Source organism: Acidobacteriota bacterium (genome assembly GCA_035471785.1).
In the GTDB taxonomy this organism is placed as follows: Bacteria; Acidobacteriota; UBA6911; order RPQK01; family DATIPO01; genus JANQFM01.
In genome coordinates, this window is record DATIPQ010000147.1 from 1 (window position 1) to 21,084 (window position 21,084).

A 21,084-nucleotide genomic window follows, 5' to 3' on the forward strand; every position below is an offset into this window, starting at 1 on the left:
CCAGCGCAGGGCGTCCAGGGTCAGGTCGGCGGCCAGCAGTCCGGCGGCGCCCGCCAGCAGCGACAGCAGCGCCGTCTCGGTCAGCAACTGGCGCATCAGGCGCTTGCGTCCGGCCCCCAGGGCCGTGCGGACGGCCATTTCAGGACGCCGCGACGATCCCCGCGCCAGCAGCAGGTTGGCCACGTTGGCGCAGGCGATCAGGAGCACCAGGGCCACGGCTCCCGCCAGGGCCATCAGGGCCGGACGTGCCTCGCCCACCTGATGCTCCCTGAGTGAAATCACCGAGGCCTGGAAGCCTTTCGACTCCGGATAATACTCGGGATACTCCCGCTCCAATTGGGCCGAGATAGCCGCCAGCTCGCGGCGGGCCTGATGAATGTCGGCACCGGGAGCCAGGCGGGCTACGATTTGCCGGTTCTTGGCTCCGCGCGAAGGCGGGTTGGCGGGATCGATGACCAGGGGAATCCAGAAGTCGATCTCCCGGTAGGGATAGTTGAAGCCAGGCGGCATCACACCCACGACTTGCAGTGGGCGGCCCTCGATCTCCAGGACCCTCCCCACGATCTGCTCATCGCCTCCCAAGCGCCTCTGCCAGAAGCCGTGGGAGAGGACGATCTCCTCGGGGCCACCAGGTCCGCCGGAGGCGTCGGAAAGGCGCCGCCCCAGGGTCGGTTCCACTGCCATCACGGAAAAGAAGTTGGGCGTGACCCGGGCTCCGTTGGACAGCTCGGGAGAGCCCGTGCCCTCGGTGACATTGAGTTCTGCGGGTCCCCACAGCGCCATAGGAGCGACGAGTCGGCTGCGCTGGCGGTATTCGAGATATTCGGGCACCGAAAGCCATTCGAAGATGCGGGGCGAACCCTCGACCAGGTAGTTGTTAGCCACCAGCACCAGCCGCTCGCTGCCGGGATAAGGCAAGTCGGCCAGCAACACGCCGTGCAGGACGCTGAAAAAGGCGGTGTTGACGCCGATTCCCAAGGCCAGAGTGAGGACGGCCACCAGCGTGAATCCCGGCTGGCGCCGCAGCACCCGCAGGGCAAAGCGCAGATCCTGCAGCAGGGATTCCAGCCAGCTTCCCGAACGCGCCCCGCGGACGCTTTGGCGCACCTGCTCGATTCCGCCCAATTGCTGGACGGCTTTGCGCCGGGCCTCGCGGGGACTCATTCCCTGCTCCCGATTGTGTCGGGTCTGCATTTCCAGGTGAAAGGCCAGTTCCTCCTCCAGTTCGTCCTCGACCTGGGAGCGGCGGAACCAGGAACGGAGGGCGGTCCTGACGCGATGAGTCCACTTGCCCATAGGCTGATCCCTTTGCTGCTGCGGGATCAGTTGAGGGTCTGTTCCCGCGGCCTTCCTCCTCTAGATGTTCTACAAGAGACTAGCCGCCTTCTTGTAGACTGTCAACAGGAATCTGACCGCTTACCGGGAGGCAATCCTGGCGATGTCGCCATATGTCAAGAGATGAGGACTCAGGACGCGAGTCCCTCTTCTATCCAGCGACGGGCATCGGCGAGCCGGGGTTTCTCGTAGTAACGGACCTCGGCGGTGGTGAAGGGCTTGCAGAAGACGGCCATGCCCTTCTGCCACTTCTTGTCGCCTACCAGGGCCAGCCGCTCGATGTCGTTGAAGTGCTTGAGGTCGACCTTGACGTCCTCCCACAGCGCTCCCGCCGTCCAGCCATGAAAGTCCTCCATCACACACAGGACGCGCAACTTGCCGTGCTTCTTGACCAGGCGATCGACCTCGGGGGCGAAGGCCTTGTAGTCTTCTTTCTCAAGCTTGCCCGTCAGCATGACTTCCAGGATTTTCCCGGCGGCTTTCTCTTTAAATGCTATGCCTTTAATATCTAAAGTACTCATAATTGTAACCTTTCTCAATGCTTTTTAAGTATATCGTACCTGAGCCTGCGATGCAAACACTCTTATAGATGACCAAACTTAGCCTAAGACGCTTCTAGTCCGCACTCCCAGTCGGGGTGGTCGTCGGACTTGCTGCGGTTGTTCATCCAGTGCAGGGGTTGGAGGTTGTCGAGGTCGTCTCCGCCGCCTTTGGAAACGGGAAGAATGTGGTCGATCTCCCAGCCGAAGGGAGTCTTGCGGCGACCGAAGGAGGCGCGGTCGATGATGGCTCCGCAGACATCGCGACGGCGCAACTTGGGAGAGATTCCCTTGATGGGGCTGCCCTTGGCCCATACCCTCCCGATGACCTCCTGGGGGAAAGGAAGGCCCTGCTCATCGGTATTGGGCGGACGTTTGCCTGCGGCCATATCCTCAGCCTACCAGACCCGCGCTTTTAAAGACCCGCTCAAGCACGTAGAGTGTGGTCCGATGAAGCATATCACCGTCTTCACCAGCACTGTCTACCAGGACGTGGCCCGAGTCTGGCACGCTTGCATTTCGAGGGCCTTCCCCAGCCGCGAGGCCCAGATCGAGATCTTTTTCGACGCCCCCGGCCAGCTTGATTCCGACTATTTTCCTGGTGTGCGCCTCCTGCAGAGAGGACCCGGCAGGCGCGATTTTCACGAGGCCTACAACGACGCCGTGCGGCGCTGCCGCACGCCTTTGCTGGCCATTTGCGATAGCGACGTCTTCTGGGTCGACCGCGAACTCTGGCCCTGGGTGCGGGAACAGTTCAAAGACCCCGCGCTGGCCGCGGTCTCTTGCATGTCGCGCCGCAAACGTCCCAGCCACGGCACTTTCTCGGTGGTGCTGCGTCCGCAAGTCTACCGGCAGTTGCTGGAGACCCGGCTCCCCGACGGCTTCTATCCGGCGGCGGAAACCGTAGCCCCTTCCCTGCCCCTGGAACAATGGCAGTGGTACGATAGCGGAGACCGCATCAGCCAGGCGCTGGTGGAAGCGGGCTACGGGCTTCGGCTTCTGCACTGCGACGAGCAGGGACGCCTGGTCCGCCTGCAAAGCATCACCCTGGTCCGGCGGACGGCGGGCTTCATCGGAGCCGAGCCACTGGCCGCGATGGCCGGGCGCAGCCGCTATTTCTGGCGCGGGTATTCCAGCAATCTGCACCTCAAGGCCCTTCACGACCGGCACTTCGCGGATGGCCCCCGCTACCACTTCCCCTACTCCGCCCGAGCCTTGCAGAAGCAGAAGGAAGTGGGGCCGCGCCCCGAGGTGAAGTGGCGAAGCGAGTTCGACCACGATATCCGGCGGGGCATGCATCGGGTGCGGGGTTTTCTGGGAGACTTGCCGTGAGTCCGCAGGCCGTCGTCAACGAGAACGAATGGCGCGTGCTGGCCCTGCGCCGATCTGGACACCACGCCGTCATTCACTGGATCATCCGCCAGTGCCAGGGACCTGGACTCTTCCTCAACGACTGCCGCCTGACCAGCGACCGGCGGTTGCTGGGCAACCGCTTCTCGCGCTACTTCAACATGGACCCGCGGCAAGCCGAACGCGATCTGGCGGGTCTCGAGCTGGCCCCCAAGCAGCTCTACATCTACAACCTGGAAGACCTTTCCGGTGAGGACTTCCAAAAGCTCACCGAGGCGGCTCGTCCCCGAGGAGGCAGCCGACGCCTGATGGACATCGCGGTGGTGCGCGATCCCTTTAATTGGGCGGCCAGCCGCCAGCAGGCCGAACCTCAGCTCGATCTGGCCGGCGAAGGGCTGATCGAGCGCTGGAAAAACCATCTTCGGCTGGCCCGCCGGAGGCAGGACGAAGATGACTTTCTCGTCATCTACTTCAGCCGCTGGGTGTGCGAGCGCGACTACCGCCGGCAGATCTGCAGGCGGCTGGACATTCCCTTTACCGACAGCGGCTTCCAGGAGGTAGAACTGCCCGGCATCAGCAGCTTCGACGCTTCTCAAGTGGCCCTGGACAACCAGATCGTGCTGCAACGCTGGAAGAAGAGGGTTTGGGACGAGCGTTACCGCCAATGGATGGCCGACGAAGAGCTGCTGGAACTGGCCTCCGAAGCAGGAGCCCGGGACACCCTGCGCCTCTTTCGCGCCGCCGCCCGTCCCGCCATCAGCGTGGTGCTACCCACCTACAACCGGGCCGACTTGATCGGCGAAACCATCGAATCGGTGCGCTGCCAGTCGCGCGGCGATTGGGAACTGCTGGTGGTCGACGACGGGTCAGAGGACGAGACGGGCCAGGTGGTCCGAAGTTTTCCCGATCCGCGCATCCGCTATTTTCCCCAGCAAGCCACCCGCTCCATTTCGGCACCCCGCAACCGCGGATTGAGGCGAGCGCGGGGACGCTTGATCGCCATGCTCGACTCCGACGACCTGTGGGAAGCCGACAAGTTGGAGGTGCAAAGCGAGGCCCTGGGCCGACATGCCTCGGCGGGCTGGTCGTGGACCGGCTATATGACCTTCGACAGCCGGGGACCACTGCGGCACAACCATTACCCCATCCTGGAAAGCACCCACCAGCCCGACCTGTTTGTAGGCGACGTCTTGCAACTGCTGCTGGAGACGCGCTTTGTCATCTACACTTCGACGCTGCTTATTTCGGCAGATCTGCTCCGGCGCACGGGACCTCTCAACGAAGAGCTCACCTGGGGCGATCACGATTTCATCGTACGCCTGGGAGAGCACTCGCCGGCGCTGGTGATCAAGCGGCAGTTGGCCCGCATCCGCAAACATGAGGGCAACACCGCCGGCGACTCTCCGGTAGGCTTCCAGGAGGCTATCTACAGCCTGCGGCGGGCCCGTCGGCGGGGCAAGGTGGCGGGAGTCCGCTATCGCACGGCCATGGCGCGGCTGCGCCTCAACTTCGGCGCCTCTTTGATGGGCCGAGGCCATCGCTGGAGGGGCTGCAGGCAAATCTTGGCAGCATTTGGCCTGCAACCCCGCTGGTCGACGCTGAGCATGCTTTGGCGCGGCCGGCGCAGATGAACGGTCTGTTTCGGAAGGAGTCCTATGGGGAGGCGGCCCGGTCCAGGGCCAGGTAGAACATCTCTTCCATCTCCGCGGCGGCTCTTTCCCAGGTGAAAGGCGCCGCGAAGAGCCGTCCGCTCTGCGACATGTGACGCCGCCGCTTCTCGTCCCCGAGCAGGCGCGCCAACTCCCGGGCCCAAATGGCCGGCTGGTCCAGAGGCAGCTTGAGGCTCTCGGGCGCGCAGCCGTTTCGGACTCCCGGAATATCGGAGGTGGCCAAGGGCAGTCCCAGTGCCGCCGCTTCCAACAGCGTGATGGGGAAGTGCCCGTGACGCAGGGGCATGACCAGCACATCGGCTCCCTTCATGTGCTCCCACACCTCTTCCTGCTCCAGGGTCCCGGTAAAGGAGATCCTGTCGAGAAGGCCTTTGCGCTTGGCCGCCCGCCGGGTGGCTTCGGATTGAACCCCCCGTCCCACATAGCTCAGTTGCAAGTCGGGGAGGTCGCGCGATAACAACGAAAAGATCTCCAGAACATCGAGAGGGCCGTTGTTGTGCTCGAGCCGGCCCACAAAGAGAAGCCGGCGCGCTCGCGGGCGCACCTGGTAGGACTCATCGTCCAGCAGTCGCTGGGGAATGCCGGGTTGGAAGACGCCGTCGAAGCCGCTCTGGCCGGAGGGATGCCCGGGATCGAGCACGCGCGGATTGGCGACCCGCACCTGGGAAGCATCCTGATCCGCCAGACGCCTGGAGCCTCCGGTGAAATAGGAGACATGCGCCTTGCCCAAACGCCGGCGGCGACGCGACATCCACAGCGTATCGCGGACGTGCAGGGTGAAGGTGACGTCGGCTTCCCGAGTCCGCCGCCGCAAGCGCGGGGAAAGCTGTGCCAGCCCTTGAAAGATACGCCGTTGCCAACTGAAGGCCCGGAACTCGGTCAAGCCGCCCAGCACCCTCCAGACCCGCCAATCGGCCGGAGGAACCGGAATGCGGATCACCTCCAGTCCCGACTCCGCCAGCGGACGCGGCAAGCGCCGCCTCGGCCAGCGTCCGCCCGCCAGCCACACCTGGTGGCCTCTCCGGCTGAGCTGCAAAGCCAGTTGGACGGCGCGCGTTTCCGTCCCGCCCGGCAGCAATCCCAAAGAGCTGACGACGATGCCCACGCGCAGTGGCGGACGCACCCTTTTCCCTGCCTCCGGGTCCTTGATATTCTTGGCCTGCTGCATGTTCAGGCAATGCTACATCACCCACTGCGACGCCGCCTTCCTGCCCCTTGCCCGGGTTTTAGCGGAAGGACTGGAGGCTTTCTCTTCACGGCCTCTGATCCTCTACGCCGTCAACACCGAGGTCGACTTCGCCTACCCCAATCTGACCGTGCGCCGCCTCGATTCGCCTCCCGGCAATCACATCACCTATCTCAAGTTCCGGGCCATGCTTGACACTCCGACCGAGCATGGAGTCTATCTCGACGCCGATCACGTCCCCACTCCCTCGGTGGACGAGATCTTCCAGCTCAGCCGGCCCGCCGATGAAGACTACCCCCTCTTGCCCAGACATCCCAGCGACTTAAAGGCCAACCTGGTAGCCGACTTGATGGAGAATCTCCAGGTGGACGAGAAAAACCTGCCCTACCTTCACTCCTGCTGCATGTCCTGGACCCCGCGCTGCCGATCTTTCCTGCGCCGCTGCTGGAGCCTCTCGCGCCGCTTCGACGCCAGCGGACGCCATCCCTTCGTGTGGGACGAGAGTCTGGTCAATGTCCTTCTCTGGAAGCGACGGGCCGAGCGCTATCTTCCCTGCCTCAACATCGACAAGAAGCACTTCCCGGACTGGGTCTCCGGGACCCTGCACGAGAACCGGGAATTCAGGCGCCGCTATGCCGCTCATCCCTTCCGCCTGACCACTTTTCACGGCTGCAAGAGCGAAGCCGGCGCGCGCAGAATGCTCGACGCCGCGCGCTCGAAACGGCAGGAACCAAGGAGTCAGGCCCGACCCTAGCCCGCAACGCGGGCTGGAAAAAGATCATCGCCGCCCGAGCCGGCGTCGGGCAGCACGATGACCACTAAGGTTCAACTCGGCCCGGATGCGGGTCGGAGAGGTGGACCCGCTGTGCCGAAGCAGATGATCTTCTGAGCGAAGTCAGCAGCCATCCAACCGCCGAGGCCGCCAAAGAACGGCCCTACAGCGTCCGAAGGCTCGGAAAGTTGAGGGAATGCCTCCGAAACGCCCATGACCTTGGGCCGGCACTCGGAAGCAGGCGGCGAGCGCAAGACGCCGCTCGGATAGAGCAGCGCCCGTTCCGACGGATGCACCGAACACGATGCTCCGTCCCAGACCGGATGGAACAGATTCAACTCAACCCAACACTCGACACAAGCCGGTCTTCAAGACCCGCACGCACAGCCCGACCCTGATGAGCCGAGCCTGTCGGTGGCCTATCAAGCTCCTAAATGGTGCGACCCAACCGTCCCGCAACTCCCGCTGCGGGCCGGCTTCTTCATGGCGGCCTGCCGACAGCGGCAGGTCGCTGCTCCGTTCCTCGACTTAGAGTCGGGGAACGTCTTCTAATCCTTCATTATCGGAATCAAGCGTTACAAGAAAGTTACAGAACTCTTGAAACCGACGGATCCACTCCAAGTCGTCAACGGGCCCTGTTTTTCAGCGACAACCTTGTTCTGCTTGACAAATTCAGGTAAATTCCCTAGCTGAGGAAAGAAAAATATCGGAAGGCAGTCAGAACCTGGGTCGCCCTGCCTCCATCTACCTGGAAAGCGGACTAGGCGTCGCAAGGCAGAGTCGTTGCTTTCTCAGGGCCCGCAGGTAAACGCAAGAAACACTTTCGAATCTTGGCCGGAGTTCAGGGTGAGTTGTCGACTCCGGGGGAGTCACCCGTCCCTTCAAGCTCACGGCCTTTCGGGAAAGGACTGGCTTATGCCTGGTCTCGCCGTCTATCTTCTGGGGCCGCCGCGCCTGCAGCTGGAAGGAGAGCCATGCGAGCTGAGCCGGCGTAAGAGCCTGGCCTTGATCGCCTATCTGGCTGTCCAGGGCGAAGGCGTGCGCCGCGATGCCCTTTCCTCTTTTCTCTGGCCCGAATATGATTCTCGACGCTCCCGGGCCAATCTGCGCCAGAACCTGGCTTCCCTGCTTCGACGCGGCTTGGGGCCTTATTTACGCAGCACCCGCAGCCTTGTGGAATTGAAGAGAGGATCGCAGGTCTGGATCGACGTCGGTGAGTTCAGACAATGTCTCAAGAGAAAAACTGCAAATAGCTATGACTTCGACTCTCTAGGCCAGATGGTCTCTCTTTTCCGGGGCGACTTCATGGAGGGCTTCTCCCTGCCCGACAGCCCTGAATTCGACGACTGGCAGTCCTATCAATCGGAGTCCCTGCGCTCCCTCTACCAAAGCGCCGTGGAGAAGCTGGTTGAGGGACGCATCGCCCAGGGACGCTTGCAGGAGGCCATGAGCGCGGCGCAAAGCTGGCTGCGCCTTGATCCGCTCTGCGAATCCGCTCACCGGGACATCATGAAACTGCATGCCTGGATGGGACGCCGCGCCGATGCCCTGCGCCAATATCGCCACTGCGTGCAGCGGCTGGACCGGGAACTCGACGTGAAACCCGAAGTGGAGACTTCGGCTCTCTACCAATCCATAGTGGATGGCGAAATCAACCCGCGAAACGCCCCCCGGCAGGTCGAAGAGCAGCACCTGCCTGAATAGACGACTTAGAGAATCCCGTAGGCCAGCAAGGTATCGCCTACCTTGCGGAAAGCGGCCACGTTGGCCCCCTTGGGATAGTTGACGTAGCCGTCCTCGCCCAGGCCGTACTTCACGCACTTCTCGTGAATGTCGTGCATGATCTCCTGCAGGCGGCGGTCGACCTGCTCGCGTGTCCAGGTCTGGCGAATCGAGTTCTGGGTCATCTCCAAACCGGAGATGGCCACCCCGCCGGCGTTGGCCGCCTTGGAGGGTCCATAGAGCAGGCGCCCTTCCAGGAAAACCTCGACGGCATCGGCGTTGGAAGGCATATTGGCCCCCTCGCCTACCGCAATACAGCCGTTCTCCACCAAGGCGAGGGCATCCTGCTTCAAGATCTCGTTCTGAGTCGCCGAGGGAAAAGCCACGTCGCAAGGGATCTTGACCCAGGGCTTCTCGCCGGGAAAGTAGTCCACTCCGAACTCCTCGGCGTACTCCCGTATGCGTCCGCGCCGCTCGTTCTTGAGCTCCTTGACCCAATCGAGCTTTTCACGGGTGAGTCCCTCCGCGTCGTGGATGAATCCGTCCGAGTCGGACAGGGTCACAGCCCGAGCCCCCAGATCGATGAGCTTCTCGGCCGTATACTGGGCAACATTGCCCGAGCCCGATATCAGACAGGTCTTGCCGGCCAGCGAATCGTCATTGCGCTTGAGCATGTTCTGGACGAAATAGACGCAGCCATAGCCGGTGGCCTCGGTGCGCACCGGACTGCCCCCGAAATCCAGGCCTTTTCCGGTGATGGTGCCCGTCCACTCATTGGTCAGGCGCTTGTACTGTCCGAAAAGGTAGCTGACCTCGCGGGCTCCCACGCCGATGTCGCCGGCCGGAACGTCGGCATCCTTGCCGATGTGGCGATAGAGTTCCGACATGAAGGCGTGGCAAAAGCGCATCACCTCGCGGTCGGAGCGGCCCCTGGGGTTGAAGTCGGATCCGCCCTTGGCCCCTCCCATGGGCAGAGTGGTGAGAGCGTTCTTGAAGACCTGTTCGAAGCCCAGGAACTTGAGGATGCTCAGATTGACCGAGGGATGAAAGCGCAGTCCGCCCTTGTAGGGTCCGATGGCGTTGTTGAACTGGACCCGGTACCCACGGTTGATTCTCACGTTCCCCTCATCGTCCTCCCAGCAGACGCGAAAGATGATGATGCGGTCGGGCTCGGTGAGCCTCTCCAAAACGCGGCCCTTTTCGTACTTGGGACGCTTTTCAATGAAGTCGGCCAGGGTGGCGGCCACCTCCTCTACGGCTTGATGAAACTCGGTCTCTCCGGGATTACGCTCTCGCACTCGCTTGAGAAAGCTGTCCAGATCCATTTTTCTTTCAGGCCTCCGGTCTGTGTGAGCAGGGTGTTGGACTATCCCGCAAAGGTATTCTCTCCCCCTGACACCCGGATTGCAAGACCCACCGCCACCTTCTCCAGGCCGCGAGAGACGTTGACAGCGGCGGGCGCAATGCGGTAATTTCTAAAATGACAGAAAATGAGGAAATAAGATGCCCAAGCTGACCAAGACCGCCGAACAGTTCATCCTCCACTGGGGAGAGATGGGGACGCGCTGGGGGATCAATCGAACCGTTGCCCAGATCCATGCGCTGCTCTACTTGTCTCCTCAGCCCCTCAATGCCGAGGACATCTCCAAGACGCTTTCGGTGGCCCGCTCCAACGTCTCCACCAGCCTGCGCGAACTGCAGAGTTGGGGACTGGTGAAGATCGTCCACATCTTGGGCGACCGACGCGACCATTTCGAGTCCATGAAAGACGTCTGGGAGATGTTTCAGCTCATCCTCTCCGAGCGCAAGCGGCGCGAGATCGATCCCACTCTCGCCATGCTCAGGCAATGCATGGAGCAAGCCGAGCAGGACGAGGACGGCAGCGACCGCTTTACCCAGGAACGCCTCCAGCACATGCTCGACTTCTTCGAGACCATGACCTCCCTTTACAAAGAGTTCTCCAGCCTCTCGCCCAGCACCTTGCGCGGCTTGGCTAAGCTCAAAGGGCGGATGGAAAAGCTGCTGGTCACCGTTCGCCCCTCCTCGTGAGGCGATCGGCCTTGATGAGATCGTGAGTCAGGACCCACATCAAGCAGACGTCGGTCGGGGCGGAACGCCGAGAGGCATGCTCATCTCAGGAAGGGCCATTGGTCGCTTTCGATGGCGGCGCGCAGCAGACGCAGCAGGCGGTTGGTGTCGAATACCGAGAGTTCGTCAGAGGGGTCTTCCATTTCCAGGCAAGATTCCTCGCGGGCAAAGAGCCTTCCCTGGCCTTCTTGCTTGAGGAGATCGATGAGACTGCCCGGACCGTCCCCTGGAGGGCGCCTGCTGTGCTTGTTCTTTTCCATCGTGCGTCCTTTGCCGCTTCCTCATCTCATATCGACCGAAGAGGCGGAATCTTGAGCGCCGGACGCCGTTTGGCTCAGGGCCTCGGCCCACAGCCGCAGGGCTTCTTGCAGCCCCTCGGGAAGGCGTGTCGAGGACGGAATCGAGCGTGAAGAATTTTTCGAACTACGCAAAGGGCCTTTCGTAGAAGAGGCGTATCGTTCGTTATTTTCCAATTTCAAGTCGGGGGAGGAGATGAGTCGATGTTGGCACGAGCCGTGCTGGCTGCAATCCTTTTGTGTCTGCCTTCCCAGGCGGCGGACTGGCCCCAGTTCCGCGGATCAGATCAAGACGGACGTGTCGATGACCCGGCTCTGCGGGACGTGGAGGGGCTGGCTTTCGAGACCCGCTGGACCCGCCAGGTGGGCTCAGGCTACTCGGGACTGGTTATCGCCGAAGGACGGGTCTACACCATGGGCTCGCAGCCCCAAGGCGACTACGTCCTGGCTTTCGACGCCGAAAGCGGAGAAGAGGTCTGGCGGGCACGGATTTCCCCGGTCTACCGCGGTCATGACGGATCTGACGACGGTCCCATCTCGACACCGGCCTTCAGCCAGGGACGGCTTTACGCCCTCAGCGCCCATGGACACCTGGCGGCCTTCGACGCCGCAGACGGAAGCGTCCTCTGGCGGCGCCACCTGGTTGAGGATTTTCAGGGAGTCGCTCCTTACTACGGCTATTCCACCTCGCCGCTGGTGGAAGGCGACCTGCTCGTCATCCAGACCGGAGCCCCCCAGGGCATCCTGGCAGCACTGGACAAGAACAGCGGAGAACTGCGCTGGACCGCTCTCCCCGGCCAAGCCGAATACCAAACGCCTTTGCTGACCGAGTTGGCCGGGCGGCGCCAGTTGATCGCCTCCAGCGCCAAGGAAGTGGCTGGACTGGATCCTTCCAGCGGAGAGATCCTCTGGAAGCATACCTTTGAAGAAGCCTCCATCGACCCCCACATCGTTCCTGCCAAAGAAGCAGGCTTCCTGGTCACCCGTTCCAGCCAGGCCGTCTTCTTCAAACTGCGCCGGCAGGGAGAGGCCTGGCAGGCCGAAGAACAGTGGCGTACCCGCTCCTTCAAGAACACTCACAGCGTGCCCGTTTACTTTCAAGGGCATTTTTATGGCTACAACGGCCGCTTTCTTACATGTGTAAACGTGGACACGGGCCAAGATGCCTGGAAGTCCCGCCCCCCTGGAGGGCACAATCTGACTTTGGTCGGCAATACCTTCTTGGTCCTGGCCAGCGGAGAACTAGCCGCTTTTAAGGCCGATCCCGCTCAGTACCGCGAAATCGGCAGCCGGCAGATCTTCAACCGGCGCGACACCTGGACGGCGCCGGCCTTTGCCGGGGGACGGATCTATTTGCGCGACCTGGATGAAATTGCGGCTGTGGACCCGCGTCCACATGTGGAAACCGTGGTCCGGGTGGATCGTCCCGAGCCCGATCTCATGAGGGGTCCTTTCGGCCAATTTATCCGCCGCTTGGAGCAGGCCCCCGACTCGCGCAAAGAGGCCTTGATCGAGGAATTCATGGAGGGGCAGGAAGGCTTTCCCCTGGTGGAAGACCGGGTTGTCCACTTCGTCTTTCGCGGGCCCGCCGAGGACGTGGCCATCCGCGGCGACATGACGGGAGGCGTACAGGACGCGCCCTTCTTCCGGGTCGAGGGCACCGACTTCTACTTCCGCAGCTTCAGGGCCGAGTCCGACGCCGCGGCCTGGCAATACCATCTCCGGCATTTCGAAGAGGTCCTCACCGATCCGCTCAACCCCAAGGTCATCGAGACTCCTGACGGGCCCCGCTCTTTCGCTTCCCTTCCTCAGTGGAAGGAGCCCGAGCTTCCCGCCGCTCCCGGCCCGCAGCGACTGCGCCGACACGAAATAGAGAGCCGTCACATGGGGCGCAACATTGCCCTGCAGGTGTTGCTGCCGCCTTCTTTCCAGGTCGACGAAACCTATCCTTTAGCCCTCTTCCTCAGCGACCACGCGCGCAATTTCGGACACTTCGACCGCTGGCTTGAGAAGCGCACGGCCGAGGGCGCGGCACCGGTGGTGGCGGCCTTTCTGGAGATCAACCGTCCCTTTTTTCAGGTCTGGTTCCTGCGCCAGAGGGGGGACGGCGCCATCCGTATGTTGGGCGAAGAGGTGTTCCCTTTTCTCAAAGACCGCTATCCCCTTGCCGAGGGCGACGGTCACATGGTCATCGGACACGGAGAAGCCGGTCCAGGCGCCTTGCTGGCCGCTCTCCTCTTTCCCCAGCACTTCGGCCGGGCCGCCATGCAGTCGGCGGTGCTGAGCGATGACGAGATCCGCCAGGAGTTGATTCCGCGCCTTGAGGAGGACTCGGATCAGCGCATCTTCATCAGTTATTCCCTGCACGACCGGAGTTGGAGGCCTCTTATGGATTTCGACGTGGCCGGGAGCAGCCGGTTCCTGGCTGCCGAGTTGAGGACGCGGGGATACGAGGTGGAGGTCAGGCCCTCGGCGGGGGGCCATAACTGGCCCACCTGGCGTGCCCAGGGCGGACATCTGCTCGAGTTTCTGCACAGTCCTTAGGAACCGGGTTTGCCCGCAGCGTCCAGCCTGGAGCTGGGGTGCGTCCAGCGGATGGCCCGGTCGAGGAGACGGTTGGCAAGCCGCATGCAGCAGATTACGAAGAGGCCGGTCTCGATCCTCTCCCGCAGGGCTTCCACCCTTCCCGCTGGATGAGACTTGGGTTTGAGGGCCAGGGTGAGGGTATCGCCCGACTGGGGGGAACGGCTGGTCATGAACTTACCTCTTCTCTTTTGCATTCGGACTTCCTGCTCGCTTGTCGGCTCCTGCTGATGCCCTTCTCATCGGACCGCACCCGATGTCCGTTGTGACCACAATCACAAAGATTTTTCTCTGTGGCGGTACAGATTTGGCACACCACCGGCCACTTCCGGCCGCCGCGCGGGCTGAGGAAAAATCCCCAGGGCTGCTAAACCTTTGGAAAATGCTCACCGATTAGGGGAGAAGCGAAGCGTTAAATTCGCTCCGGAAGGAAGAGTGCGGTGAGCAGCGGATTCGAACTGACCCTGTTTGAGCGCTTCGAACTGAGCGCATCGCTTTTGCTCATTCACCAGAAGCGCTTGGGCATCCCTTCAGAAATCGTCTCCCAGCAATGCGGGGATCTGCATGGGGGACGTCTCAACTGGGCCTCCGAGGCCCAGATCTCCTACCGCCTCATTCGCGACCTGGCCAACCTCAGCTCCTGGATCGATACCATCTACGCCGATCAAGCGGGCGGCGGCCAGAAGGAGTCGAAGAGGGGCAAGCGGCGCCGTCGGGCCCAGCTTATCCTGACCCGAGTCCGGGAGTTCCGCAAAGCCCTGCGCCGGGCCGAGCGTTCGCTGCAGGCGTTGCTCAACGAAGACAAGGTCGACCGCCGCCGCTTTGACCGTCTGGGCCTGCGCCTGTGCAGGTCGGTCCGACGGCTGCGGCAGTCGCGCGGGTATCAACTGCTGCGCCGCCTTTCCCGCCGCGCCGCCGATCTCAAGAAAGTACGCGAAGCCGGCTGCAGATTGACCGACGATCAGGTTGTGCAGCAAAGGGTGGCTCACCTTATGATGTGCGTCCTCAAGCTGCTGCGCATGCTGCGCCACATCGAGACCTCGCTGCGGACCCAGCCCGACCGTCAGATCCTGCTGCTGCTGATGGTCTTCGCCTACTTCCGGGTGCGCAAGCTCTTCATCCACATGGAAGACCTGCGCCGCTCCCTGCTTTCCGAATCCGACCTGGAAGACTTCCTGGTCTTCAGCGCCGGCGCTCTGCGGGTGGAAGCCAACCGCTCGCTCAAGCAAGAATTGCGGCGTCTCGACCAGGAAAGCGACCCTGACCGTTTCGACGACCGCCTGGAGCGCTCGCTGAGCATGCTCCAGAACGGATTCGAGCAGGTTTTCCGCCAGCTTTTCAGAAGCGCCGGGCAAGGCTACGTGACGCGCGAGATGCTCGACTCGCACCAGCAATCGCGGCTCAAGGAAAGCCTTCACTTGGTGGAGGACCTGGAAAACCTGCATCGTCAAGCCGTGAGTATGGAGAAGCATCCCGATGACGAGCATCGCCGCACCTTCCAGGAGCGTCTTGAGGTCTTCCGCCGCCGATCGCTCTTTTCACTCTACCGGCGAGACCGGCAAACCGTGGAGGAGTTCGAAAATGAGCTGGCTGAATGCCCTGATGAAGACATCCGCTTCGTGGCCCATCGTCTTTCCATCTATCTCTCCGCTCTGCTGGCCCAGGTGAACAACCGCAATGTCCTCTCCTACGCCGCTCAGCCCCGGGCGGAATGCGAAACAGGGTCCTGACCGGCTTCAACTCGATCGTCTTTCTTGACTCAATAACCCCAAAATCGTTAGAAATGATCAAGAACTTACTTGCTTCTTTTTCAGCCAACTTTGGCGGTAGATGACAAAGCGTTATTTTCTTTTTAAACTAGTCGGTAGAATTGGGTTGAAACTGAGGGGAAACCCTCGGCATTTCCTGCCCCGTGAGGTGCATTCCTCCCCTTTCTCCTGTACCATTAGCTCATCTCTATTTCGTTTCGAAGAAGCCCGGTGCCGCCTTTGGTATGCGTGCGGCACGGTATTAGAATTGCAGTAAATGATGATTTTTCAGGTACTGCAAATTATCGTTTGCATTCTGGACGATTCTGCTGTATTCTGCCTTAGTTCAAGCACTGAGGGAGCAGAGAAATCTGCAAGCACTAAGGAGTTTACCTCATGAGAAAGCGTATCGCGTTAGTTAGCGTCTTGTTCTTTCTAGCCTTTTCCGCTGGCGTTTCAGAATCGAAGAGCTTTAGTGATGACCCCGGCATCAACGAGGCTTTTTTCGATGCACCCGGCCGACCCCCTGGGGTTTGCCCACCGGATTGCTAGAGACACCTCGTCTCGTTGGCTTCTATCCGGCGTAGAACGACGGCAAGGCTGCGGCGATAGGCTCTGCGAACTGATTGACATGTGTCAGTTCGGCAAGCTACACTTGCAGAATGCTTTCGGAGGCGATCTATTACGGCGCAAATGCACTCGCCTTGGTCATATGGGTGCTGGTTTTGCGCCGTGGTACTCTGCGGCGCCGCCATAATGGAAGGACCCTCCATCTGGTACGCCAATACCCCGTGCTGTTCTCATACGTCGCAGTCGCGCTAGTTAGCATTCCGTCTCTTGAGATTGTATACAGGATTTATGGAGTAAACTCAGACTTCTATCTGCACCTCTATTTCCTGGCGACTAATCTCTTGCTTGCCCTTGGCGTGGCCTACATTTGGAAGATCTACAGATTAATAGGGAAGCGCTTAAGAGTCGAGTTGGTGTTGCTCTGCACTATCCCTCTTTTCTTCCTCTTCGAATACGCGACGCTTCCCCAAGCACACCCTTATAGAATCCTCTATAACGCGTTGCTTTCGTTCGCGGCGGTTCTGGGTATCCTGACTTACCTGCGGTTGCTGCGTCATCCATCCTTTCGGTTGGGGCGTAACATGTCTTACGCGCTGATCGGCATATACCTCCCCTGCTTGATCTTCTGGTTCAACCACATGGTGTACCTGGCGGGATATGATCTGAGCAGGACGGCTTTCACCCACATCAACGACTTCGCCTGGATCGTCTCGGCGTTCCTCATCTACCGGGGACTCAGAGACTACAGTCCGCCCTCAAACCTCGACGGGACTCCCCCCGATCATCAGGAGGCGATGCAGGCAACCTTCAAACGGGCGGCGACTGCAGCGAGGAGAGTGGCCTGATGATTGCTTTTATCGTCTTCGTGGTGTTGTGCTTCGTCGGCATTTCACTTGCAATTTCCTTTCACCTGACGGGACTTGCACGTGAGCTTGAAATGGCGCCGGAAGTCATCCGGTCCAGGGCCATGTCGGCCGAGGCCATCCTTGCCGAACTTGAGAACCCGGTCAATTTGCAACTGGCCAAGACCAATCCCGCTTATGCGGCTGAATTCCTGCTCTTTTCACTGGAATCGCTGGAACGCGACTTGAGGGTCTTGATGAAGTCCGGGGCGCCGTTTTTTTTGCTGCCCCAATTTCTCGTATTTCGACTTTATTTGTCCGTCTTTAGGGCCAAGAGCCGCCTGCGCGCCGACCTGGGAGACCTGCAGTATCTCATCGGCTACGAGTTCTACCTGCTGCGGCGCCTCTCCAACGCCGCCTAGGCTGCTCTAAAGTAGTCGCGGGACGCTGTCTTCCAGGGGGAGTGCTGCACTTCACGGGGGCAGGAGGGGGCGGCCTCCCCGACAAAGGGAACCGTCATTCCCCCACCCGCCGCCGGGTCGCTCAGCGGCCGAGATCAAGGGCCACGATCTCGCTGCGGTCGCGAAGGTAGAGACGGCTTCCCGCCATGGAGGGAACGGTCCAGGACAGCGTCTTCAACACCTGGGCCTGACTGAGCACTTCGATGCGCTCCTGTGCGGGTCGTGCCAGCGCCAGCTCGCCATTCTGATCGAGGATGATGAGGTGTTCGCCGCTGACCAGCAGGTTAGCCTTGGTGAATCCTCGCTGGCGCACCGCCATCTCGCCCGTCTCGGGGTCGACCGCCACCAGAAAGGCCGGCCCGGTATCGCCGCTGGACGCATAGATGCGACCTTGCAGATAGACGGCCGTGCCGTGGTGGATCTTGAGGCGCCGGCTCGTCCACAGTTCCTCCACCGAGGTGGCGCCGCTGACCGGATCGCGGCCCAGCTTGAGCATGCGGCTGCCGCCGTCGTAGGCCGAGGACAGGAAGAGCATCTGACCGGGCAGGTAGAGCGGCATGGAGGCGTTGATGCCGTGCTGGTTCTTGTGGGGATGGCTCCACAGCAGGGCTCCATCTTCGGGATCGAGCCCCGCGATATGCTCGGCCATGAAGACCACTACCTGTTCCTGCCCCCCGACCTCGATGAGCAAAGGGGAGCCGTAGGTGGCCTTGAAATCCTGGGAAGCCCAGATCTGGCTTCCCTCCTCCAGCGACAGGGCGATGACGGCCTTGCCCGGACCGCCCCAGGGCAGTATGAGCCGGTCCTTCCAGCGCAGCGGACTGGGCGCGTATCCGCTCAGGCGCGGATCGGTGCCGTACTCCTGCCACAAATCCTTTTCCCAAATCAGCTCTCCGCTGTGCCGCTGCCAGCAGCGGAGCAGTCCCCTCACGCCGACCGTGTAAAGGCGCTCGCCCACCACCAGCGGTGAACTGTGGGGGCCTTTGCTGGGCACGGCCTGGAACTCCTCCCACAGCGGAGCCGGGTAGGAGCGCTGCCAGCGCGTGCTTCCGTCGCCGGCATCGAGAGCCACGACGACCTCCAGTTGCTCGGGATCCTTTCGATAAAGCGTGTAGAGCGTCCCCTCCGCCACGGCGATGGCCGAGGTGCCTTCCCCTAGAGGACGCCGCCAGAGACAGCGCGGCCCCTCTTCCGGCCACTGCTCGGCCAAAGGCGCCCCCTCAACCTGGAAGTTGCGCTGAGGACCTCCCCATTGAGGCCACTGGGCCCACAGGGCCGAGTGAGTCAGCAGCACGAGCAGAGCGACATGCCATGCCGGCGTCAGAAGATGTGTCGAATGCCGGGCAGCGAAAGGCGCACGACGGGTCAGGCGTAGGTCGGCCATAACAGCTTCTCCTTTCAATCGCCGCGGACGTTATTGCTTTTCGGGCATGGAGCGCCCCAGGGACTGAGCGGCTTGACGGGCCTGGCTGGGTCCCAGCAGGTTTCCGACCAGGATAAGAGACGCGTCCAGCGCACTGTCGGCAGAGGTGGCGGTGATGAATTTTCCGCTTTCCACCCAGGGCTTGTCGTGGCGGTAGTGAGCTGCTTCCTTGAGCTGGAAGTATTCGATCAGGCGCGAAAGGTTCTCGTCGAGGGCCGCTTCCCTGCCCTCCAGCAGACCGGCCTTGGCCAGGATGGCGACGCCGGTCCCTATCCCCAGCACCGCTTCCGCCTCCTCTCCCGCCTTGCGGACCCAGGACATGGCGGCTTCATCCTCGAGAATGTCCATGTCCCCGCCCGCCACCACCAGAACTTGCGGCAGGGGAGCATCGGAGATCGAATGACGCGCTTTGACCTGAAAAAGCTCGCGCGAGTAAAGCGCTCCCTGGCTTTCCCGGGTGTCGCCGGCGCCCACCGTATAGGTGAAGAATCCCCGGCTGGCCAGAAAGACCTGAGCCGGCCCCGCCACCTGAGTCATGGGCACCCTGGGAGAAAGCAGTACAGCCGCCTGCAGCAGGTCGCGCTTGTCGATCAAGTTCATCCCGCAAACGGGACACTGCCCCGGTTCCTTGTGGTGCAGGTGATCGCAGTGAATGCCGCAAGGCGGACAAACGTAGACCACGTCGTCCTGCTCTTTCTCCTCTTCTGTCCCCCTGAAACCGAAGCCGACGGTCAAGACAGCGGCAATAATTCCCAAGACTACCGACCTTCCGAACACTGGTCGCATATCGACACCTCAATCAGCTTTTTCACCCGGGCGAGCGAGCTTTTTTAAACAAAGCTGATGAAAGGAGGATAGCGCAGCTTCCGACGGGGTGTCAAGAGGCTCGGTAGCCGCCCTGGGCCGGCTTCTACCCGTTGAGCCTGGACTCTATCTCTTTCTCCACCTCTTCCAGATATTCGTCGGCGAAGTCGATGTGCAGCTCGACCCACATCGGCAGGTGGTCCGACATCTGGTAGGTACGCCATCGCGAATAGCTGGAGTAGAACTTGTTGGAGCCGGGCTTGCGCATGAAGGGCTGGTAGGTGTCCTTATCCTGCGTCCGATAAACGACTTCAAAAAAGTCGAAGACGCCTGCTCGATAGGGGCGAATGCGGGTGTAGCTCTTACGCCTCCTCGACTCTCCCGTCCACAGGGCAATCTGGTCGTAGAACTTGTCCTGCTTGACGTTGCTGCCGGGCACCTTTTGCAGCGGCTCGGGGATCTTGAAGTCATTGCTTTCCAGTGCCTTCATGGTGGCGTGGCCGGGACCGACGATGTTGAAGTCGCCCAAGGCGATGAAATAGGAATCGGCGTCGGAATCGCTGTCGCTCCTGGCCCGCTGGCCCAGCAGCGAGGTGAGGCGGCGGATCTCTTCGGTGCGACGTTCCATCCCGGCATCTCCGGTTCCGTAGTAGATATGCACCGTGGCCAGATTGATCTTCAGCCAGCCGGCCTGGAAGGAGGCCACGAACGGCGTCCGCGCGAACTGCTGCGATCCCCCGACCAAAGAGTCGGGAGGGAGCACGATCTCGGCGGCGTCGGGAAGCGTCGGCTGGTCGGTTGCCTCGATGTCAATGGCCTTGTCGGCAGTGATGGGGACGCGGGAGTTGGCGGCGAAGCGGATCGACGCTCCTGGCGGCAACTGCAGCTTGGTTCCTTGAGGCAGCGCTATCTCCACGTCTTTTTTGATCTTGGTTGCCCCAGACGACAGAGTTTCGGTCTTGAGCCCGGTCGGAGAGGTCAGGATTTGGCCTTGGGGAAGCTGTAGACGGGGTCCGCCCTCGACTCTGAAGCGCTGTCCGAAGGGATCGGTGACCTGCTGGCCCTTGGGCAGCGTCAGTTCTCCCGCCACATCGCGGAACCAGACCTTGTCGAGGTTGTAGAGGAAGGCCATGCGCTCTTTGTTGCCGCCTGTGCCTTCCGTGACGTCGGTGGCGATGTAGTTCCACCCGGGTCCCAGTAGCCTCTTGACGTCGTTGAGCGCATCCAGATCGCGGCGGATCTCCTGCAGCGCGACCAAGTCGAAATGGGAGATGATTTCGGCGATATAGGCCTTGGCCTCCTCGCTGCGGTATCCGTAGCTGGAAGAGTCGAACTCGCGCAGGTTCCAGGTCGCGATACGGATGAAGCGGGACGAGTCGGAGGGCGCCACCAACCCGTCCGGCAGTTCGGCGGCAGCGATGTGGCCCTTCAGCGCCGCCCTCAAAGTCTTCAGGTTTTGCGCGGTGCGTTTCTTGGTATCGAGTCGGTTTTTACTGTCCGACGAGCGAGGCCGCAGCCAAGTGTAAAACGGCATGACTGACTCCAGCGCCTTCAAGGTTTTTATGAATAATAGCACTCCCTGAACCCGGAAGCGAGAAAGACCGGCGGCCAGGAGATGTCCCGGATGCCTGCCGGCGATGGAAAGCGCTAGCGCATCCGGGGAGGATGGGGCCGTGAGGATGGGGCCATGAGGGT

19 protein-coding genes are annotated in these 21,084 nt (G+C 61.5%); 9 read left to right on the plus strand and 10 right to left on the minus strand.

What is annotated here, in order from left to right:
• From VLU25_21190 to VLU25_21200, 3 genes are all read right to left on the minus strand, one after another.
• Positions 1-1,296, minus strand: a 1,296-nt coding sequence (locus tag VLU25_21190; protein ID HSR70458.1) for an ABC transporter permease, incomplete at its 3' end; no start/stop codon positions are given.
• A gap of 170 nt (positions 1,297-1,466) precedes the next feature.
• Positions 1,467-1,856 (minus strand): STAS/SEC14 domain-containing protein, encoded by a 390-nt coding sequence (locus VLU25_21195; protein ID HSR70459.1) that lies wholly within the window; start codon positions 1,854-1,856, stop codon positions 1,467-1,469.
• An 83-nt stretch (positions 1,857-1,939) separates the two neighbouring features.
• Positions 1,940-2,263 carry an HNH endonuclease signature motif containing protein gene (locus tag VLU25_21200; protein HSR70460.1) on the minus strand — a complete coding sequence of 108 codons (324 nt, stop codon included), beginning with the start codon at positions 2,261-2,263 and terminating at the stop codon, positions 1,940-1,942.
• A 61-nt stretch (positions 2,264-2,324) separates the two neighbouring features.
• Here VLU25_21200 and VLU25_21205 point away from each other — a divergent pair, with 61 nt between their 5' ends.
• Together VLU25_21205 and VLU25_21210 are read left to right on the plus strand one after the other, a co-directional pair.
• Positions 2,325-3,206, plus strand: coding sequence for a hypothetical protein (locus VLU25_21205; GenBank protein HSR70461.1), 882 nt, complete (start codon positions 2,325-2,327; stop codon positions 3,204-3,206).
• Positions 3,203-4,855, plus strand: coding sequence for a glycosyltransferase family 2 protein (locus tag VLU25_21210; protein HSR70462.1), 1,653 nt, complete (start codon positions 3,203-3,205; stop codon positions 4,853-4,855). Before VLU25_21205 ends, VLU25_21210 begins: the two co-directional genes overlap by 4 nt.
• A gap of 22 nt (positions 4,856-4,877) precedes the next feature.
• Here VLU25_21210 and VLU25_21215 read toward each other — a convergent pair whose 3' ends face one another.
• Positions 4,878-6,062 carry a glycosyltransferase family 4 protein gene (locus VLU25_21215; protein HSR70463.1) on the minus strand — a complete coding sequence of 395 codons (1,185 nt, stop codon included), beginning with the start codon at positions 6,060-6,062 and terminating at the stop codon, positions 4,878-4,880.
• Between VLU25_21215 and VLU25_21220 the strand changes: the two genes are divergently transcribed.
• Both VLU25_21220 and VLU25_21225 read left to right on the plus strand, forming a co-directional pair.
• Positions 6,061-6,834, plus strand: a complete 774-nt coding sequence (locus VLU25_21220; protein ID HSR70464.1) for a hypothetical protein — start codon at positions 6,061-6,063, stop codon at positions 6,832-6,834. The genes VLU25_21215 and VLU25_21220 overlap by 2 nt on opposite strands.
• A 933-nt stretch (positions 6,835-7,767) precedes the next feature.
• Positions 7,768-8,556: a BTAD domain-containing putative transcriptional regulator gene (locus VLU25_21225; GenBank protein HSR70465.1), complete on the plus strand. Its 789-nt coding sequence runs from the start codon at positions 7,768-7,770 to the stop codon at positions 8,554-8,556.
• A gap of 5 nt (positions 8,557-8,561) precedes the next feature.
• On the opposite strand, the gene gdhA is transcribed toward VLU25_21225, so the two are convergent.
• Positions 8,562-9,899, minus strand: coding sequence for an NADP-specific glutamate dehydrogenase (gene gdhA / locus VLU25_21230; protein HSR70466.1), 1,338 nt, complete (start codon positions 9,897-9,899; stop codon positions 8,562-8,564).
• A gap of 178 nt (positions 9,900-10,077) precedes the next feature.
• On the opposite strand from gdhA, the gene VLU25_21235 reads away from it, so the two are divergent.
• Positions 10,078-10,623, plus strand: a complete 546-nt coding sequence (locus VLU25_21235) for a MarR family transcriptional regulator (GenBank protein HSR70467.1) — start codon at positions 10,078-10,080, stop codon at positions 10,621-10,623.
• An 80-nt stretch (positions 10,624-10,703) separates the two neighbouring features.
• Here VLU25_21235 and VLU25_21240 read toward each other — a convergent pair whose 3' ends face one another.
• A complete protein-coding gene (locus VLU25_21240) occupies positions 10,704-10,922 on the minus strand; it encodes a hypothetical protein (protein ID HSR70468.1) in 219 nt (72 codons plus the stop codon).
• Positions 10,923-11,162: 240 nt separating this feature from the next.
• Between VLU25_21240 and VLU25_21245 the strand changes: the two genes are divergently transcribed.
• Positions 11,163-13,502, plus strand: coding sequence for a PQQ-binding-like beta-propeller repeat protein (locus VLU25_21245; protein ID HSR70469.1), 2,340 nt, complete (start codon positions 11,163-11,165; stop codon positions 13,500-13,502).
• Here the strand turns inward: VLU25_21245 and VLU25_21250 are convergent.
• Positions 13,499-13,714: a hypothetical protein gene (locus VLU25_21250; protein ID HSR70470.1), complete on the minus strand. Its 216-nt coding sequence runs from the start codon at positions 13,712-13,714 to the stop codon at positions 13,499-13,501. The two genes, VLU25_21245 and VLU25_21250, sit on opposite strands and share 4 nt — an antisense overlap.
• 267 nt (positions 13,715-13,981) lie before the next feature.
• Between VLU25_21250 and VLU25_21255 the strand changes: the two genes are divergently transcribed.
• From VLU25_21255 to VLU25_21265, 3 genes are all read left to right on the plus strand, one after another.
• Positions 13,982-15,271: a hypothetical protein gene (locus VLU25_21255; protein ID HSR70471.1), complete on the plus strand. Its 1,290-nt coding sequence runs from the start codon at positions 13,982-13,984 to the stop codon at positions 15,269-15,271.
• Between the two features lie 1,169 nt (positions 15,272-16,440).
• Positions 16,441-16,704 carry a hypothetical protein gene (locus VLU25_21260; protein HSR70472.1) on the plus strand — a complete coding sequence of 88 codons (264 nt, stop codon included), beginning with the start codon at positions 16,441-16,443 and terminating at the stop codon, positions 16,702-16,704.
• On the plus strand, positions 16,704-17,123 hold the full coding sequence (locus VLU25_21265) for a hypothetical protein (protein HSR70473.1): 420 nt from the start codon (positions 16,704-16,706) through the stop codon (positions 17,121-17,123). The genes VLU25_21260 and VLU25_21265 overlap by 1 nt, the downstream gene beginning before the upstream one ends.
• A 121-nt stretch (positions 17,124-17,244) precedes the next feature.
• On the opposite strand, the gene VLU25_21270 is transcribed toward VLU25_21265, so the two are convergent.
• From VLU25_21270 to VLU25_21280, 3 genes are all read right to left on the minus strand, one after another.
• Positions 17,245-18,546, minus strand: a complete 1,302-nt coding sequence (locus VLU25_21270; protein ID HSR70474.1) for a PQQ-binding-like beta-propeller repeat protein — start codon at positions 18,544-18,546, stop codon at positions 17,245-17,247.
• A gap of 30 nt (positions 18,547-18,576) precedes the next feature.
• Positions 18,577-19,341, minus strand: coding sequence for a DJ-1/PfpI family protein (locus VLU25_21275; protein ID HSR70475.1), 765 nt, complete (start codon positions 19,339-19,341; stop codon positions 18,577-18,579).
• Between the two features lie 154 nt (positions 19,342-19,495).
• Complete coding sequence (locus tag VLU25_21280) at positions 19,496-20,923, minus strand: endonuclease/exonuclease/phosphatase family protein (GenBank protein ID HSR70476.1); 1,428 nt, start codon at positions 20,921-20,923, stop codon at positions 19,496-19,498.
• Positions 20,924-21,084: the final 161 nt, after the last annotated feature.

Excerpts from the sequence above, each read along its gene's own strand:
- VLU25_21265 (HSR70473.1), top strand. The coding sequence starts at position 16,704 with ATGATTGCTTTTATCGTCTTCGTGGTGTTGTGCTTCGTCGGCATTTCA.
- VLU25_21220 (HSR70464.1), top strand. The coding sequence starts at position 6,061 with ATGTTCAGGCAATGCTACATCACCCACTGCGACGCCGCCTTCCTGCCC.
- VLU25_21240 (HSR70468.1), bottom strand. The coding sequence starts at position 10,922 with ATGGAAAAGAACAAGCACAGCAGGCGCCCTCCAGGGGACGGTCCGGGC.
- VLU25_21205 (HSR70461.1), top strand. The coding sequence starts at position 2,325 with ATGAAGCATATCACCGTCTTCACCAGCACTGTCTACCAGGACGTGGCC.
- VLU25_21235 (HSR70467.1), top strand. The coding sequence starts at position 10,078 with ATGCCCAAGCTGACCAAGACCGCCGAACAGTTCATCCTCCACTGGGGA.
- VLU25_21200 (HSR70460.1), bottom strand. The coding sequence starts at position 2,263 with ATGGCCGCAGGCAAACGTCCGCCCAATACCGATGAGCAGGGCCTTCCT.
- VLU25_21280 (HSR70476.1), bottom strand. The coding sequence starts at position 20,923 with ATGCCGTTTTACACTTGGCTGCGGCCTCGCTCGTCGGACAGTAAAAAC.
- VLU25_21225 (HSR70465.1), top strand. The coding sequence starts at position 7,768 with ATGCCTGGTCTCGCCGTCTATCTTCTGGGGCCGCCGCGCCTGCAGCTG.
- VLU25_21250 (HSR70470.1), bottom strand. The coding sequence starts at position 13,714 with ATGACCAGCCGTTCCCCCCAGTCGGGCGATACCCTCACCCTGGCCCTC.
- VLU25_21270 (HSR70474.1), bottom strand. The coding sequence starts at position 18,546 with ATGGCCGACCTACGCCTGACCCGTCGTGCGCCTTTCGCTGCCCGGCAT.
- gdhA (HSR70466.1), bottom strand. The coding sequence starts at position 9,899 with ATGGATCTGGACAGCTTTCTCAAGCGAGTGCGAGAGCGTAATCCCGGA.
- VLU25_21195 (HSR70459.1), bottom strand. The coding sequence starts at position 1,856 with ATGAGTACTTTAGATATTAAAGGCATAGCATTTAAAGAGAAAGCCGCC.
- VLU25_21260 (HSR70472.1), top strand. The coding sequence starts at position 16,441 with ATGTCTTACGCGCTGATCGGCATATACCTCCCCTGCTTGATCTTCTGG.
- VLU25_21215 (HSR70463.1), bottom strand. The coding sequence starts at position 6,062 with ATGCAGCAGGCCAAGAATATCAAGGACCCGGAGGCAGGGAAAAGGGTG.
- VLU25_21245 (HSR70469.1), top strand. The coding sequence starts at position 11,163 with ATGTTGGCACGAGCCGTGCTGGCTGCAATCCTTTTGTGTCTGCCTTCC.